Raw genomic sequence first — 15,002 nt, 5'->3', positions numbered from 1 at the left:
GCGGCAGTTCTACAACGAGCGCCGGCCCCATAGCGCACATCGCTATCAACCTCCCGCCACGGTCCGTCGAGCCTGGCTGGATTCCGATAATATCAACGCGAGACTCACTGCCTGATTGGGTACAAAATTCCGCCTCAGGTCAACTAGATGGTCACTGAAGACGGCACGGCAGCGACGACGAATCCCCCCACGCTGTATGTCATGCGCCAACCCGCGTATGCAAGGACGGCCACTCATGCCGTCCGATCACTTTCCTTACCTGATCTCGCGTAGCGGGTCATGTCTTCCTCGTAGCTGACGGAATCGAGTGAGCGCAAGACGGCGAGCTGCTGCTCCTCCTGCAGGCCAACGTATCGGAAGCAATTGGGACTCTGCGAAAAGAACAACTCCAAGCCGTATATACGATTGATGTAGAAGTAAAGGTCCCGTAGCGCTTCGTAAGGTGTGACTGTCAAGAATCGCATGACAGTGCGCGTCCTTGCGGTGGCGGTGAATGCCCGGTCGACGGCGCGTGAGATCGCGTAATCCTGGGCGATGCTCGCCTCAAGAGCCTGCTCCATGTGCGCGAAGAAACTTGCGAGCAAATCGTCCAGTCGCTTGAGGGGATGGCAAAGAAGCGCCCCCTCGACTGTCTTGTATCCAGCGTTGTTGAAGACCTTGATCGCGTCCATGACTATTTCATCGGCGGCCGTCAGCGAAGGCGAATCAGTGAATGGGCAAAAAGGCGAGGGGTGCCCGACAGAAAAGGTCCACCGCTGCTCTTGGGCTTGCGCCAGGTACGTGATCAAAGGATCCAGACGGCGAGCGTTCCAGTGCTCGCTGACGAGGACTTCCAACGCAATCGCGCTCCTCGCGGCCCCGGTGCCAAGCGTGCCTAGCTGCTGCCAGCGCGCACATTCCACAGCTCGCAGGAACCCCGCCAATGCGCGTGCTAGGTCCCCATGTGCCAAGGCGAAGTGTGCTTCCGCATTTTCGGCAAACGGTCTAAGCGCTGTGTAGTTTTCGTGTTGCTCGAAAGCTGCTTTTGCGGACTCAAACGCGCCGCACTTGGTGCTTGTTTCGCCACTGAGGCGCAACAGCGCAACGAGCGGTGCGCAATCGCGCGGCTCAATCGACTTAAGAACTCGCCAATGAAGGCGAACGAGGAGCTGAAGTGTTGAATTTGCATTACGAGGATCCATCGCGCGAGAAAAGTCCGACCGCATTTCATAGAAAAGCGAGGAATGCAGCCATACCAGATCACTGTCACCTCTTTGTTTCGTGGGTTTTTGCAGGATCTCGCAGTGTGAGCGAATCGAGCGCAGGAACTGCAAAGGATCCGGATGCTCGAGTCCGGAAAGGGCGTCGATAAAGCGCTTTAACGCGATGCCGGCATAGTAGGAGGCTTGTATGTTAGCCAGCAGATTCGGGAGCGTTTCGGCATCGATTCGCCCGTTCAGCGATTCGCCAAGCTTCTCGATCTCTCGGTTGATGGTTGCGAGCTTCTTGTCTGATCTTGCATCGAGCCGGTTCAGTGCGTGGCGGAACTCGGTTGTTGCGGTCTCGTTTTCCGCAGGTAGCTGGCGTTTCACTGCCTGCTTGACACGTTTCACGATGTCGTAATCCGTTTCCTCGTGCAGCGGCAGCAGGTCAAAGATATGGCCCAACGGTGACGAAAGCCCGCCTAACTCTTTTGTGTGCCGTAGCAGCACGGCGATCTGGGGGGAGATCCAGAGCGCCAAAAATCGATTAATACCGTATGAATGATCCTGCTGCGTGAACAGCGGTTTGGCCCGCAGATGCGACACCAGCCCCTCATACGAGCGAAAGCACTCGCGGAGTTCTTCAACCAGAGCTGGCGTACCCCCGGCAAGCAGCAATACCAGTTCGTCGGCCAACCCGCGGATTACCGGGTGCGGTGTCGGCGTTGCATAGCGGGCCTGCTTGCCTGTCCAAGAGCGTGCCGTCGACAGTTTTTGTTCCGGCGACGCGGCCAGGCCGAAGCCGACAGCCAGCTGCTCAAAGACATCCGCGTAGGTCGGGATCATTGCGAATCCCTTGTCAGTTGGGGCGTTCACGGTCTGTCGTCCTTTCCGGTCGCAGGAAAAATTCCCGCAAATTACCATCGGTCTCCCGGTTAGGTGAGGCTTCATCGCATCGACCGGGTCTGTCATGAACCACTCGAAATGGCGAAAAGAAGGTCGCCATTCGAAATTTTAGGATTTACGCCATGATTATCCCTGATGAGATCGACGAGAACCCGAGCAACGAGCAGGTGGAACACCTGCAGAGCGTAGTCTGCAGCGTTCACGAAAACGTAATGCACTATCGCGACTGCGCCGGACAAATCGACGACGACTTCCGCAACGCAAACGAGCATCGCCGCATCGGCCTCGACGACCTGCCGTATGGCGAAGAGATGGTGCGTACGCAGGATCTGCCCGCGCAACTGGCGAAGGCGGCCGGTTTGCTCGAATCGGAGTCGGTGACGACAAGCGCCTTCAACGAGGCTCGCGAGATCGTCGTGACTGCGACCGAAACGCTCGACGATTGCACGCCGCTGCCGCCGTCCATGCGCGAACCTGAGTGATTTGCTCCTCAAGAGCTGATATTGCCCCCCAGAAACGCCCCGGCAGGGGCGTTTTTTCTGAGTCTTCAGGGATCAAGGTGAGAAATTGGCCCAGAAGACAGCGCAGGACATCGCGAATTTCCGTCTGGCCGACCTGGGCAGCCATTCTGACTAATATTTGACATAAGTATATTTAACGTCGGGAGTGGTGTAGTAGCTTTTTAGAAATGTCATGTTCCGGTGGCAACTTTCCTTTGGTCTACGCGTGAGGAGCAATCGGTCATTGATGTATCTCGGTATATATCCTAAAACGCTCCTGATGACGCGAAGCAGCGTCGCGCCACGAATGAGAATCATCGTATCCTCGGGGGTTAAAATGAAACGCTTCAGGCAAGTCGCGGTTCTTTCGTTACTTACAACGTTACTGTCGATTTCGAGCACTTACGCCGACATCACCGCCTTACCCGCAGGTACCGCGGTTAATGCGCCCGCCACTTGTGACGACGCAACGAAGCAACTCTCGGATGCCTTAGCGGGGAACCTTCCTCCTGACAGAATCCTAGGAGTAATGTCCAAAATCAACCAGTGTGCTGCTATCGGATATAACCGCGCGGCGGTGGCAAAGGGAAATGCCGAACGTGCGGTGCCGACGGCTCACGTTCAGCAAGCATCGGACGGAGAGAAGACGGTCGTATTCAACTTGTTGGTACTAGATCCCAAAGACGAGGAGTCGCTTCGGCAAGTTTGTTCCGCCGGTACGAGTGTGGTCGGAGTAGCGACGGGTGACCCTCTACTGGCACCGGTCATCTCTAGCGCGGGAAAATACAGTTGTGGGTCGTACGTAAAAGCACTCATGCAGTCCGACAACTTGCTAATTTTCGCCCCTGAACTCATTCCCGGAATCGACATTACCGAGGACGTTCTCAGACGTGCGGGCGTTCCTGAAGCCGCGATCAAGCAGGCAGATGCGTTGCTTCATCAGGCCGGCCCTGACGCGCTCAAAGTCAGCGCTGCCACTCTCGCTCTACCGGTCGTGCTTGTTCACAATGGCAAAGTGCCAACATGCGTGAAGATTTGGGGCCACAAAGCTTGCCGCTAGAGGCATACGACGAGGATCGCGCTCGGCCAAATGGCGACGATGTACCAAGCCTTCTTATCACGCCGGCACGATTGACCACTCAAACTCGGGTTCCGCGGAACGCGTAACCGCGCCTGCCGGCGGTGCGAGTGCGTCCCGGGTGAGTTGACATCTGTCTTCGCAACGCCGGGACGGTGACGACTTTATTGCGCGACACTCAAGTCAATGAATTTGCGAAAGTTTTCCGTTTCCCAGTCGATGCCGATCGGCGAAGTGACATTTTTACTTCGCAAACGGTGACAACTTTGCTTTGGTCTACGGACGTCGCACGTCACCCCGCTCCATTCTTTCCCGTCTACTTCCGTTGATGCTCGCGCTCGGCGCGACCGGTACCTCCGCCTGGATTTCGATCGTCGCGGGGCTCAAGCGCGGCGGCACGCCCGCCGAACGCTTCGCATGGGCCGCGGTCGCCCTGGTGGTGCTGCTGGCCGCCCATCTGCTGCCGGCGCTGACGCGCGGCGAGCCCCGCCGAATCGTGATCCCTGCGAGCCTGCTGTGGCTCATGTGCCTTGTCGGCACCGGATACGGCCATGCGACGTTTTTTCTGGCCGCGCAACAGCATGCCGGCGCGCAGCGCGCGGCAACCGTGAGGACGCCCGACGTTGCCGCCCCCACGACGACCACCATCGGCCGTTCGCGCGATGTCATCGCGCGGGACCAGGCCCGGGTGACGCAGCTGCTGGCCAATGCACGCGCCGAGCGCTGCCTGACGCGCTGTGCGGCGCTCGGCGCGCGCCGCGAAGCACTCGCCGCACAACTCTCCGCCCTCGCCGTGGAGGCAGAGGTGGCGAAGCGCCGCGAGCGCGACGCGGATCTCGCTGCTGCAGAGCGGCAGTCGCTCCGCGCGCGGGCGGATATGGCACGACTCGACCCGGTGACGGCTCGGCTCGCCCACGTCCTGAACCTCTCTCGCGATAGCGTGGATCTGGCGATCGCGCTGCTGTTCGGGCTGCTGCTCGAGTGCGTCGCGTGCCTTGGCTGGTTGCAAGGACTGCCCCGCCGCATGGCTGCTCCTGTGGCCGCCGTTGCCCCGGCAGTTTGGGACGAGAGCGCGGATAATCCCGCCGCGTCCACCAAGCGTCACGTCACTGAGCGGCCGGTCGCCGACGTCCCGGTTGGCGAACACCCGCCTGTCCCGCCGGCGCAGGACGCGTTCGCCCCGATCGACGCGACGGTGGAACGCCTGCCGGCACAACCTGCGATCGACACCGACGTGCTCCGGCTCGCCAACGCGATCGCGGCCGGCCACGTCCGAACGACGGTAGCCGACATTCGTCGCTACATGCGCTGCTCTCAGGCCCGCGCGTCGCAGCTGCGTTGCCACGTGCTGGCGATGGCCGACTTCGACGCGCCGGCCGTCATCGACAGCGAAACCGTCAACACGGGCGCACCGTCAAGGCCGCGTCTGGTGCATTCGCTCCCGGCGCGCGTCGCATAGATCGCGCGAACGACCTAGCTTGACATCGGCACGGCCTTAAGGATTCTCAAGGGCGTGCCGATATTTCGCTGCCGAAGCCTTCTTGGAGACACGACGGCATTCTAGAATTCAGTCGCCCCACAGGGCCCGGAGCGCCCAGGCTCAAGGCCCGTCAACGCCTGCATTACTGGCGGAAAGGGTCCACGGTTTTCGCCGACACCGCATCTTAAAAGCGATCAGGGACATGCAAATGAGCGAATTAGAACGTACTACCGTCGATGAAAAATTTACCTACAAGCTTCATCGCCACCTGATTAATCTGATGTGTTATGACAGTGGAGATGAAGCGCGGAAGACGAATGGCGGCAGACCAGTTGTCTATAATTTTAGTGCGTTTGTTGTCGAGCTAGAGGGAAACCGGCTTGCAGTCACGGCAGGCCATGTATTTGATGATTTAAAAAAAGCGATCGCCGGCGGTGGAATAATATCTCATTGGCATATCGACGACTCCGCGGTAGCGGAAAAGGAAGCGCCGCCCCTGCCAATACACCTCGACCTCGATTCGGTATTTTATCTGCACGATGACGTACCGGGGATGGATTACGCAACGTTTCTGCTCGATCCACTCACCGTACGAGCGCTTCAAGCTCAAGGCATCGTGGCGATTACAGCCGACCTGTGGGAGGGCGATGACTTCCATAATTATCCGTACTGGATTCTCGTCGGAACGCCCTACATTCCCGAATTACTTTATAAAGGAGCGACATACGAAAAATATATTATGTCGATCTATTTGACTCAGCGGCAAACGGCCCCGGATGGCATAGAACAAAAGGAATTTCCATGCCTGTTCGCCGACCTGGACTGGGGGTCAGTCGACGGGGATAACAAGCCGGCCACTATCGATGGCATGAGCGGCGGGCCGATCTTCGCGTTGAACGTCCTCAACGGGGGTGACTATTCGTACAAGTTAATCGGCGTCCAGAGCTCGCGCAACAACAGCAACTCGGTTGCATTTTGTGCAATGCCGCCGTTCCTCCAAGCGCTTCGAGACGCCGCCTCTAAACTCGACGCAGGGAAGTCGGATGGCCCGACGACGATATCCTGATGATTGAGAGCGCCAGTCTTGGCACGGGCTAACTGAAGATTGACGGGCGCCGAACTATCACCTGTCCAAGAGCCGCGCGTGGTATTTCGCGATTTCCGCGCGGCGCCGCTTCTCCTCGGCGGTCACATAGACCGAGGTCGTTTGCAGCGACGCGTGGCCGAGCAACTGCTGGACGACGTCGAGTGGCACGTCGGTGGCCACCGATTGCGTGCCGAACGTGTGACGGAACGCATGGGGCGAGACTTCCGCCAACCGCCGCCGTTCCGACTCAGTTAGATCCGGGATCTTCTCGAGCAACTGCTCGATCGCCCACTGCGCGAGGCCCCGGGCGCCGCGCACCGAATACCCGGGCGCCGCCTTCGGCGATGTGTCGCTGCCAGCTTCATCGCCACGCGCAAATTTCTCGCGTGCCCGCGGGGTACGCGGAATGACCAGCGGCGCGACCAAGGCGACGTCAGCCGGTCCCGCGCCCGCCGGCGCGTCGAAGTCCAGCCCTCGGTCCCGCCAATGCGCGCGCAGCGCGTCGACGCATGTGCCGCTGATCGGCACGAAGCGCTCCTTGCGCCGCTTGCCGATGACCCGCAGCTCCCAGGTGGCCGGAATCTCGGCATCGGCTGGATGAAGCTCCAGCGCATCCCGCGATGCGGCGCTCGCCTCGGCGATACGCAGGCCCGCGTCCCCCATCAGCAGCAGCGCGCGGGCCGCCCGCCAGCGCGGCGCCTGCGGGCCGGCTCCCTCGCTCTCGTCAGCCAGTGCGACGCGTGTGCGCGTCCACAAATCGAACGGCAGCGCTCGGCCCACCTGCAGGCGTTTCGCCCGCTTGACGGGCTTCGGATCGACGACGGCTGCCCATGGATTGCCGGCAAGGTAGCGGACCTTGACGAGCCACTCGAAAGCCGCGCGGATCGTGCGCACCGCGTACAGCTGACTGTCGAGCGACAAGCCGCCGGGGCCGAACGGGCGCCAGCGGCCGGAGGCCCGCGACACAGGCGGTCCGCTGAACGCGGCCGACGGCGAGGCAAGAAATGCCTTGTACGCCTCGCAGTCCTCGACCTGCATCGACGACAGCGCGATCCTGCGCTCGACGATCGCCCACAGCAGCAGCCGTTCGAGCTCGCGCCGATACGCGCGCTGCGTCGCGTCCTGGCCAGCGTAGCGGCTCAGATAGGCGCGCACGGCCGCGAGATCGTGCGGCGCCTGGATGTACGGAAACATCGCCGTCCGATTCGTGCCGGCGGCACCGGACAACCGGTGAGGCACCGCGATCCGCTCGAGCGGCACCAGCTGCCCGCGCGCGGGTTCGACGGCCTGCCCCGGCAACATCAGCGGCTCGGCGGTATCGACGTCGACATCGACCGGTCGACCGATCGTGTCAGCATGGCGTCGCAGCCACGCGACCAGCACGCGCGCGCGGCCGGCACCAATGCGCGGTACCGAGCGCCACCAGCTGCCGCCTCGCTGATTGCAGAAGTCGACCAGCTCGCCGAGCGTGGCGATTCCCTCGCCGGCCAGCCGATCGGCGACGAGCGGCCGCCACCAGCGGCTCACCGGATGGTCGGCGGCCGGCGTCGCGGCGGCCCACGCGCCGGCGGCCTGCTCGATCATCTGCAGGGACACCGGCGTCAGGCGGGGTTTGCCATACTTCGCGATCGACGCCTGCAGGTGCGACACCAGCACCGCCGAGCCTTCCCGGAGCGCATGCGCCACCAGGTCGTCGCGCATCGTGCGCAGCAGGCGCTCGACGTCGAGCGGGTCGGTCGTGTCAGCGTCGAAGTAGAGCCGTGCAATCGTCGCGATCGGCAAGCCTTTCACGCGCGCGCGCAGCGCCGTGAATTCGGTCCGGCTGTAGGTGCGCAACGGGGGCAGCGTCAGCTGCTGCGGCTGGTTCGCCATCGATCAGGCCGCCGCGGCACGCGTACGTGCGCGTGGCTTCGCTGATCGCTCGGGCGGGAAAAAAGCCCCCCATTGCTCAGGGGTAGCCCGGTCGATGATCTCGATCGCGACGGTGCGCGCGGCATCGATTGAACCCTCCATGATTCGGCCGACGCTACGCCCCGTTTCCACGTCGGAGACCGAGAACAGCGCCGGCGCATGCGGGTCCGACAGCGTGCTGCGATGCACGGCCCAGGTGTGGCCGCGATGCTCGAACGGCACGCCGATCGTTTCGATCCAGCGATCTTCAGCCAGCGCGATGTGGAAGACGATGCCGTCGACGCGTTGCGGTGGGGGAATTTTCTGCGAGCGTTTTGCAGCCATGCCTGACCTTTCGTGAATGGACTTAATTGCGAGACGCCGGCACCGCGGGTTCCGCCGCGCCGGGGTGCGTCGCCGGGTGGCAAACCTGGTCGATTGTGGCCGTGTCGAACCGCACGAGCCCGTCGCGAGGCACGAAGTGCGCGACCTGGCGAACCGGATCGAAGACAGCGCAGCCGGTACTCGCGCAGATGATCGAAAAGCCGGCGTAGCGCACTGTGGTGCTACCGATCGCGCGCTCGATGAGCACCGGTTTGTACGTTGGCATCGGCAGCTGTTGAGGTCCGCTAATTTTTCTAACCATGTCCAATCACCCTGCTAATGGAAGTCCATCCTATGCCATTGATTTTTCAGCAGAATTGTCGAATTTCCGCCATTGCGGCACGTTGCCATTTCACAACACTTCGCGTAAGACTTTCCTACTAATTCAGCTAATAGCAATTTCTTGTCCGTCAATTGTACTAACGTAGATTGAACGACATCGGCAATCGACATCATCATGCGCAAGGCGGACGGAAGCGAAGCTCGGGAAATCACGGTCGCCCGCATACTGCGACCTCTCGGAAATGGGCCGCTCACCAAGGCTCAGGCATTAAAGGCTGCCGAACTGCTTGACGTGCACTGGACCACGATCTACAGGCTTCGCCAACGCTTTCTGGCCAATCCTGTCGCCAGTGCTGTCAAACCCCGTGGGCGAGGTCCGAAGACAGGCGGCCGCCGCTTGGGGGCCCGGGCTGAGACAATCATCGAGGAAGTGCTGACAACCTGGCTTCCCAAACAGCCTCTGCTGGCACATCCACTCTCCGATCTGGTGCTCGAGATCCGGCGCCGATGCGCCGCCGCAGGCGTGACGCCTCCAAGCCGCAACTCGGTAGACCGGCGATGGACGGCCCATCGTGCAATCGAAAATCTCGAGCAGGCTGGCAAATCCACATCGGCACCGGGCAACTTTGTCGTCCATCATCCGCTCGACGTGGTTCAAGTTGATCATACCCAGGCGGATATTCTGGTGGTCGATGCGATCTCCCGTCGGCCGATCGGCCGACCCTGGCTGTCCCTCGCCGTCGACGTTGCCACCCGATGTGTCATGGGCTTCTATGTGGGCATGGATCGCCCTGGCGCGGCAACTGTCGCCCTATTGCTCACCCGCATGGCGCTTTCCAAAGCGGCATGGCTCGACAAACTCGGTGTGCAGCTCGAGTGGCCCATGCGCGGTGTGCCCAAGATATTACATCTCGACAATGCCGCTGAGTTCAAAAGTCGAGCGCTCCGGAGTGGCTGTTCGGAATACGGCATTGAACTCATGTACCGTCCCGTCGGGCGCCCTCATTTCGGTGGCCACATCGAGCGATTGAATCGCACGTTGATGGAACGGGTTCATGGGCTTCCAGGCACGACCGGCTCGTCTCCAAAGGGTCGTAAAACGCGTCCGCCGGAAAAACAGGCTGCCTTAACGTTGCAAGAATTCGAGCGCTGGCTCGCATTGGAAATCGGACAGCGCTATCACCACAGCGCACATCGCGGTCTGCATGGCGCCACGCCTTCCAGTACATGGGACGCATTGAAGGGCGCCACCGTGACGTCGCGGCTGCCCGCTACACCGGAAGCGGAATGGCAATTCTTGTTGCAATTCCTCCCCGTCGCCCGTCGGACCATTCAGGCCAATGGCCTGACCCTCTTCCACCTCCGTTACTGGCATCCGATCTTCGCTGCGTGGCGGTTAGAGCGGTGCACCGTGATGGTCCGTTACCACCCAGAAGACCTGTCTCGCATCTTCGTGAGCTTGTCCGGCAAAGACTTTATCGAGGTCCGATTTGCGGACTTGCGTCATCCCCCGATCTCGCTGTGGGAACAGCGCTCCGCTGTGCTGCATTTACGCGCCCAAGGGCACGCATTAATTTCGGAAGCGATGGTGTTCCGTGCACTCGAGGAACAACGCCGGCTCGTCGCACAGGCCCAGCGTAGTACATGCCGTGCAAAGCGCCAAGGCCCCGATCCGGATCGCCGACGATCAGGCAAGATAGCTCATCCAGGTACAGTGGTTCCTGAACCACCCTCAGTTGACCAGTCGGCTGAAGCAGTCGATTACAGCAAGCCAGCGCCAGCCTATGATGCTGAACAATGGTGAGGTGAGACATGAAAAGCACGCAGCTCGGCCACCTGCTGCCGGCGATCCGGCCACAGGCGCAACTCGACGATGAATTGCGCATTCACTCCTTGCTGCGTGACCGCTGGATCGATTACCCACGGGCGACTCAGGCGTTGGAACAACTTGAAAGATTACTCGCGACGCCACGACGTGAGCGGATGCCGTGCCTTCTGCTGCACGGCGATTCGAACGTCGGTAAAACGCAGATCGTTGCCAAATTCCGACGCGCCCATCCCGACGAGTTCGACGAAGGACGGGGTATTGAAATGCGCCCGATCATCTCTATGCAGATGCCACCGACGCCAGACCAGCATCGTTTCTATTCAGCCTTGCTATTTGAGATCGGCGCGCCACACCACGCAGCAGCAAGCCTGGCCGTACTCGAGCGGCTCGCACGGGATCTACTGCGACGCATGGCCCCGAGTATGCTGGTCGTCGACGAGGTGCATCATCTCCTCGCTGGCACTTACCGGGAGCAGCGCGCAGCGCTGAACTTACTGAAATTCCTCGCCAATGATCTACGCGCGAGCATTGTCCTGGTTGGCACCGATGACGCGGTGATTGCCCTTCAAAGCGATACGCAGATGGTCAGCCGATTTACCCCGTTCGAGATGCCTCGCTGGCGTGAAAGCGAGACGTTTCGCCGACTTCTGTCCGCGTTTGCTCGCATCTTGCCGTTGCGTCGACCCTCTGATCTCGCTCAACGGGACATCGTCCAGTACATGCTGGCCGCCAGCGATGGACTCACCGGCGAGGTATCTCGTATCCTGAACGCCGCGGCCGAACTGGCGATTCGCGACGGAACCGAGTCGATCGGGCTGCACCACCTCGAACAGGTGGCACCTGTTGCTCACTGACCTGCGCCCGTGGCCCGTTGCGCCTCGGCCCTTTGGCGAAGAAGCATTCGGCAGTTGGCTGGGCCGCATCGCCAGCCGCTACGCACTCAGTATTTCCCAGTTATGGGAAACCAGTCAACCTGGACGCTTCCCGGCACTGACGAATGCGGGTTGGATCTTGTTTGCCCCATTGCCGGAGGACACACTCAAAATCTTCGCAACCCTTGCGCGCGTGGAGATCGGCCATCTCGTGCGAATCCAGACCCCATCCGACTGGATGACCGATCGCGCGCAATTACCGTACTGCTTCAGATGCCTGGTGGTGAATCCTGCCGATGTCACCGCCCCACGCTGGAAGCAGCGTTGGCTGGACCCCAATATCAAGGTATGCGAAGAACACGGAGACGATCTGGAGCACATTCCTGCATCGATGCCACGCCAGGCAAAGAACATGGATCGTTTGCTCTCGAACATCAGCAAATATCGACGGCGGCGCTCTGAGGCACTGTGGTACAGGCGATATTAGCGCAATTAGTGCACCCAGTAGCAGAATTAACGGACTTCAACATCTGGATACGACTGCGCAGCGACGACGGCGACTGGCGCTTTACGAGCAAGGCGGAACTTCGGTCAATGACGCTGCGCCGCAGGCGCCAAGGCCAATCATCAACCCTTTGATTCATCTGCACTTTATTTAAGGGGCTGACCGGAAAGCCTTGTCGTGGTTAGGCTCTCCTACCCCTGTAGATTGCACGAAAATCAAGGGGACCCCATGGTTGAGGAGTTGCTCGCTGCGCGGGGTATTGAGCTCACGTACGAAACGGTGCGCTGCTGGGCAACGACATTCGGTCTGACGATCGCGAAACGGATTCGCTCGACGGCACCGGGGCGCGGTGACAAGTGGCATTTGGACGAAGTGGTCGTGACGATCAATGGCCGCAAGTACTGACTGTGGCAGGCCGTCGATCAGCACGGCGCGGTGCTCGATGTGCTGGTGCAGCGTCGTCGCGACACGGCAGCGGCCAAACGGTTGATGTGCAAGTTACTCAGGCGCCACGGCTGCCCGCGCGTGATGGTGACGGACAAACTGCGCAGCTACGCGGCGGCGAACAACGAACTGGGGCTGAGCGTCGAGCATCGGCAGCACAAGGGATTGAACAACCGGGCGGAAAACCCGCATCAACCAACGCGGGTACGCGAGAAGGTGATGCGGCGGTTCAAATCGGCGCGCCAGTTGCAACGATTTTGCTCGGTCCATGGACAAGTTTCGAACCTGTTCATGGGGTGCCGCTACAATCGGAGCGCGCAATGCAAACGCGAGGCGCGTGCTCAGGTCTTCGCGGCCTGGAAAAGGGCTGCATGCGCCCGGATGCCGGCGTAAGCTGATCAGCACCCGCCTCAGTTGTCCTTGCTTGTCCGGCCACCGAACAACCTGACAATCCCCCCTGAGCCCGAATTTCTTCAACCTACCTCCGTTTTCGTGGCGTCCGGTGCGTCTGAACCGTTGCCCCCCAGCATTGCCACGCGCGCAGAAATACCAAATGTTGCCTTGAACGACCGGCAGAAATGCGACAGATCGCGAAATCCAAATGTCAGCGCTACTTCCGTCACGCTGCGTGCCTTGCCGCAGGTCAGCACGTCGTGACTAGCGGCGAGCCGTTGCGACCATAGCCAGCGCATCGGTGTCGTGCCCAGTGAGGCGAAGAGGCGCAGCAACGTGCGCGTCGACACGCCGATACCGGCGGCCACGCTCGCGGACGTCATGTCCGTCTCGTGCAGTCGCTCGGACATGTAGCGCTGCGCCCGTTGCAGTCGGGCGTCCTGAGATTGCACGAGGCACGGCTGAAATGCTTCGTTGAATGCCGCCGACCATATCTGCATAGCTCCCGCGCACAGACGGCGGACCGTCATGACCGAGAGTTCCGTTTCCGAGGTTTCCCGGTACAGCTCCGAAACGACAAGTGACGAAATCCGTGCGAGCGCTGACTCGCCCGGTAGCCGCATCGCGACCAGGTTCTCCGCCCCGGGCAGCCACGGAGTCAGCGTGTCGCGCGGAATCCTGACTATCGTCGAGGCTGACGTGTTCGAGAACGTCAGCGAGAACGGGTATGCCTGGTCATGCAGCATGATGTCCCCGTGTCGTAGCCGGACCGAGCGGTCATGCTGCTCGAACATCACCTCTCCCTCCTGCGCGACCCACAGGAGAAAGTCGTCGCGCCGGTCCTGCCGGATGTCGCACGCAGTGCGAGTCACGCATAGGGGTGAATCGCCTGAGACGGTCGATGCGATCTGGCAGATAGCGATGTCTCCTAGATCGCGACCGATGATGCTTGCACGAAAACCCTGGTTGCGCTGTGCGTCACATTGCGTAACAGAGTAGTTGCGGCAGGTGACCTGATGCCATTGCTCAAAGCTGTCACCCTCATCGACCGAGGTGAGTGGGAATGCGGACTGAGACATGGGTACGCTCCTTCGTTGCGCTCGCGAGCCGATGGCCGGGCGCTTTCAGCACATACGTTGGCGATCCAGGGCAAGACTTCTGCCGAATAGCAACCAAGAATGTGATCTTGACGAAAACAACGAGGCTATATCATGTCATACCAGATTAAGCAGATCGAGCCGGAAAAAACCGTGGTCATCGTGGTTGATATGCAAGCGGATTTCGTCGCAGCCGGTGCACCGATGCTGGCGAGACAGGCGCACGATTTTGCGCCCAGGCTCGCCGAATCGCTTGCCCGCTGCCGAAACCTCGGCATCCGGGTGATCTACACGGCGCACGTGCATCGCAGCGACCGTTCGGACATTGGGCACTACGGCGATCTGTACCCGCCCATCGAGCAACAGACCGCGCTTGTGGACGGCACGCCTGGCGCCGACATCTACCCACCGCTCGCCCCGGCGGCCGGCGAACACGTCATCAAGAAGCACCGTTACAGCGCGTTCTTTGCTACGGACCTCGATCTGATGCTCAGGGAATGGGGCATTACAACGGTGGCGATCACCGGCACCACGACAGAGTGCTGCTGCCACGCGACCGCGCGCGATGCCATGTTCCGCAACTATCACGTCGCATTCCTCTCGGATCTGACTGGCACGTTCGATTATCCGGACACGGGCTATGGCGCGATGACGGCAGAGCAGATTCACGACGCCACGCTCGTGATCCTTGGAGCGTCGACCGCGCACGTCATGACGAGCGAGGTGTTCTTCGGGAAGGTGACGGGACGGTAAGCATTCGGTGTGGAGCCTGGTCGGGAGAAACACGCGCAATGTCAACTACTGTCGACTAGGCGATTTAACAATCCGTTGACGAGCGAGTGGGCCCAGTGCTGCGTTCAGTTGCCGAGCGGCACATGAACACCAATATGTCGTCCCCACGACTTCCGTACCGTTCAAGTTTTGCTGGTAAACCGTGTTTGAAGTTTGATGACTTCGGTAAATTTCATATACCGGTTGTATTGCGAAGAGCAGCTGCAGTTGCGCTCGAAATTGCCGAAGCGACGAAAGATGGTGGTGACGCGCGTGGCGAAGATCGTGCCGGTCAGGCCAAACG

The 15,002-nt window shown here is 60.6% G+C and carries 13 protein-coding genes and 3 pseudogenes; 11 read left to right on the top strand and 5 right to left on the bottom strand.

Going from position 1 to position 15,002, the window contains the following annotated elements; translation table 11 throughout:
• A pseudogene (locus GQ57_RS41010) lies at positions 1–115 on the top strand (IS3-like element ISBcen23 family transposase); the annotation flags it as partial.
• 118 nt (positions 116–233) lie between these two features.
• Here the strand turns inward: GQ57_RS41010 and GQ57_RS37130 are convergent.
• The gene (locus GQ57_RS37130) at positions 234–2,027 is read right to left on the bottom strand and encodes a hypothetical protein (RefSeq protein ID WP_034200514.1); all 1,794 of its coding nucleotides are present in this window, start codon (positions 2,025–2,027) and stop codon (positions 234–236) included.
• A 182-nt stretch (positions 2,028–2,209) separates the two neighbouring features.
• Here GQ57_RS37130 and GQ57_RS37125 point away from each other — a divergent pair, with 182 nt between their 5' ends.
• The 4 genes from GQ57_RS37125 to GQ57_RS42740 all read left to right on the top strand — a co-directional run bounded on the left by GQ57_RS37125 (position 2,210) and on the right by GQ57_RS42740 (position 6,211).
• Entirely contained in the window at positions 2,210–2,569 is a 360-nt protein-coding gene (locus GQ57_RS37125) for a hypothetical protein (protein ID WP_034200513.1), read from the top strand.
• 547 nt (positions 2,570–3,116) lie between these two features.
• On the top strand, positions 3,117–3,647 hold the full coding sequence (locus GQ57_RS42745) for a hypothetical protein (protein ID WP_152603466.1): 531 nt from the start codon (positions 3,117–3,119) through the stop codon (positions 3,645–3,647).
• 346 nt (positions 3,648–3,993) lie between these two features.
• Positions 3,994–5,124 carry a hypothetical protein gene (locus tag GQ57_RS38430; RefSeq protein WP_052001622.1) on the top strand — a complete coding sequence of 377 codons (1,131 nt, stop codon included), beginning with the start codon at positions 3,994–3,996 and terminating at the stop codon, positions 5,122–5,124.
• A 229-nt stretch (positions 5,125–5,353) separates the two neighbouring features.
• Positions 5,354–6,211: a hypothetical protein gene (locus tag GQ57_RS42740; protein WP_152603464.1), complete on the top strand. Its 858-nt coding sequence runs from the start codon at positions 5,354–5,356 to the stop codon at positions 6,209–6,211.
• Positions 6,212–6,268: 57 nt separating this feature from the next.
• Here GQ57_RS42740 and GQ57_RS37105 read toward each other — a convergent pair whose 3' ends face one another.
• From GQ57_RS37105 to GQ57_RS37095, 3 genes are read right to left on the bottom strand one after another with little or no spacing between them, the layout of a single operon-like run.
• Positions 6,269–8,104 carry a phage integrase family protein gene (locus GQ57_RS37105; protein ID WP_034200510.1) on the bottom strand — a complete coding sequence of 612 codons (1,836 nt, stop codon included), beginning with the start codon at positions 8,102–8,104 and terminating at the stop codon, positions 6,269–6,271.
• 3 nt (positions 8,105–8,107) lie between these two features.
• Positions 8,108–8,467, bottom strand: a complete 360-nt coding sequence (locus GQ57_RS37100; RefSeq protein WP_034200509.1) for a hypothetical protein — start codon at positions 8,465–8,467, stop codon at positions 8,108–8,110.
• 22 nt (positions 8,468–8,489) lie between these two features.
• Positions 8,490–8,768, bottom strand: a complete 279-nt coding sequence (locus GQ57_RS37095) for a hypothetical protein (protein ID WP_152603463.1) — start codon at positions 8,766–8,768, stop codon at positions 8,490–8,492.
• A gap of 195 nt (positions 8,769–8,963) precedes the next feature.
• On the opposite strand from GQ57_RS37095, the gene GQ57_RS41005 reads away from it, so the two are divergent.
• The 4 genes and pseudogenes from GQ57_RS41005 to GQ57_RS37080 form a co-directional block, all read left to right on the top strand.
• Positions 8,964–10,592 (top strand): Mu transposase C-terminal domain-containing protein, encoded by a 1,629-nt coding sequence (locus tag GQ57_RS41005; RefSeq protein WP_081896876.1) that lies wholly within the window; start codon positions 8,964–8,966, stop codon positions 10,590–10,592.
• Positions 10,593–10,600: 8 nt separating this feature from the next.
• Positions 10,601–11,470, top strand: a complete 870-nt coding sequence (locus tag GQ57_RS37085) for a TniB family NTP-binding protein (protein WP_034200506.1) — start codon at positions 10,601–10,603, stop codon at positions 11,468–11,470.
• Complete coding sequence (locus GQ57_RS41000) at positions 11,460–11,975, top strand: TniQ family protein (protein WP_081896875.1); 516 nt, start codon at positions 11,460–11,462, stop codon at positions 11,973–11,975. The genes GQ57_RS37085 and GQ57_RS41000 overlap by 11 nt, the downstream gene beginning before the upstream one ends.
• Positions 11,976–12,221: 246 nt before the next feature.
• Positions 12,222–12,830: pseudogene (locus tag GQ57_RS37080) on the top strand (IS6 family transposase); the annotation flags it as partial.
• An 80-nt stretch (positions 12,831–12,910) separates the two neighbouring features.
• Here GQ57_RS37080 and GQ57_RS37075 read toward each other — a convergent pair.
• Positions 12,911–13,909, bottom strand: coding sequence for a helix-turn-helix domain-containing protein (locus GQ57_RS37075; protein WP_052001621.1), 999 nt, complete (start codon positions 13,907–13,909; stop codon positions 12,911–12,913).
• Between the two features lie 132 nt (positions 13,910–14,041).
• Between GQ57_RS37075 and GQ57_RS37070 the strand changes: the two genes are divergently transcribed.
• Positions 14,042–14,680, top strand: a complete 639-nt coding sequence (locus GQ57_RS37070; protein ID WP_034200505.1) for a cysteine hydrolase family protein — start codon at positions 14,042–14,044, stop codon at positions 14,678–14,680.
• A gap of 201 nt (positions 14,681–14,881) precedes the next feature.
• Positions 14,882–15,002, top strand: a pseudogene (locus tag GQ57_RS42735) (IS3-like element ISBcen22 family transposase); the annotation flags it as partial.

Origin of the sequence: Burkholderia sp. MSh2 (genome assembly GCF_000731655.1) — a bacterium.
Classification (GTDB): domain Bacteria; phylum Pseudomonadota; class Gammaproteobacteria; order Burkholderiales; family Burkholderiaceae; genus Burkholderia; species Burkholderia paludis.
Note: the sequence above shows the minus strand (reverse complement) of the source record. Positions and strands in the feature narration are given on the sequence as shown.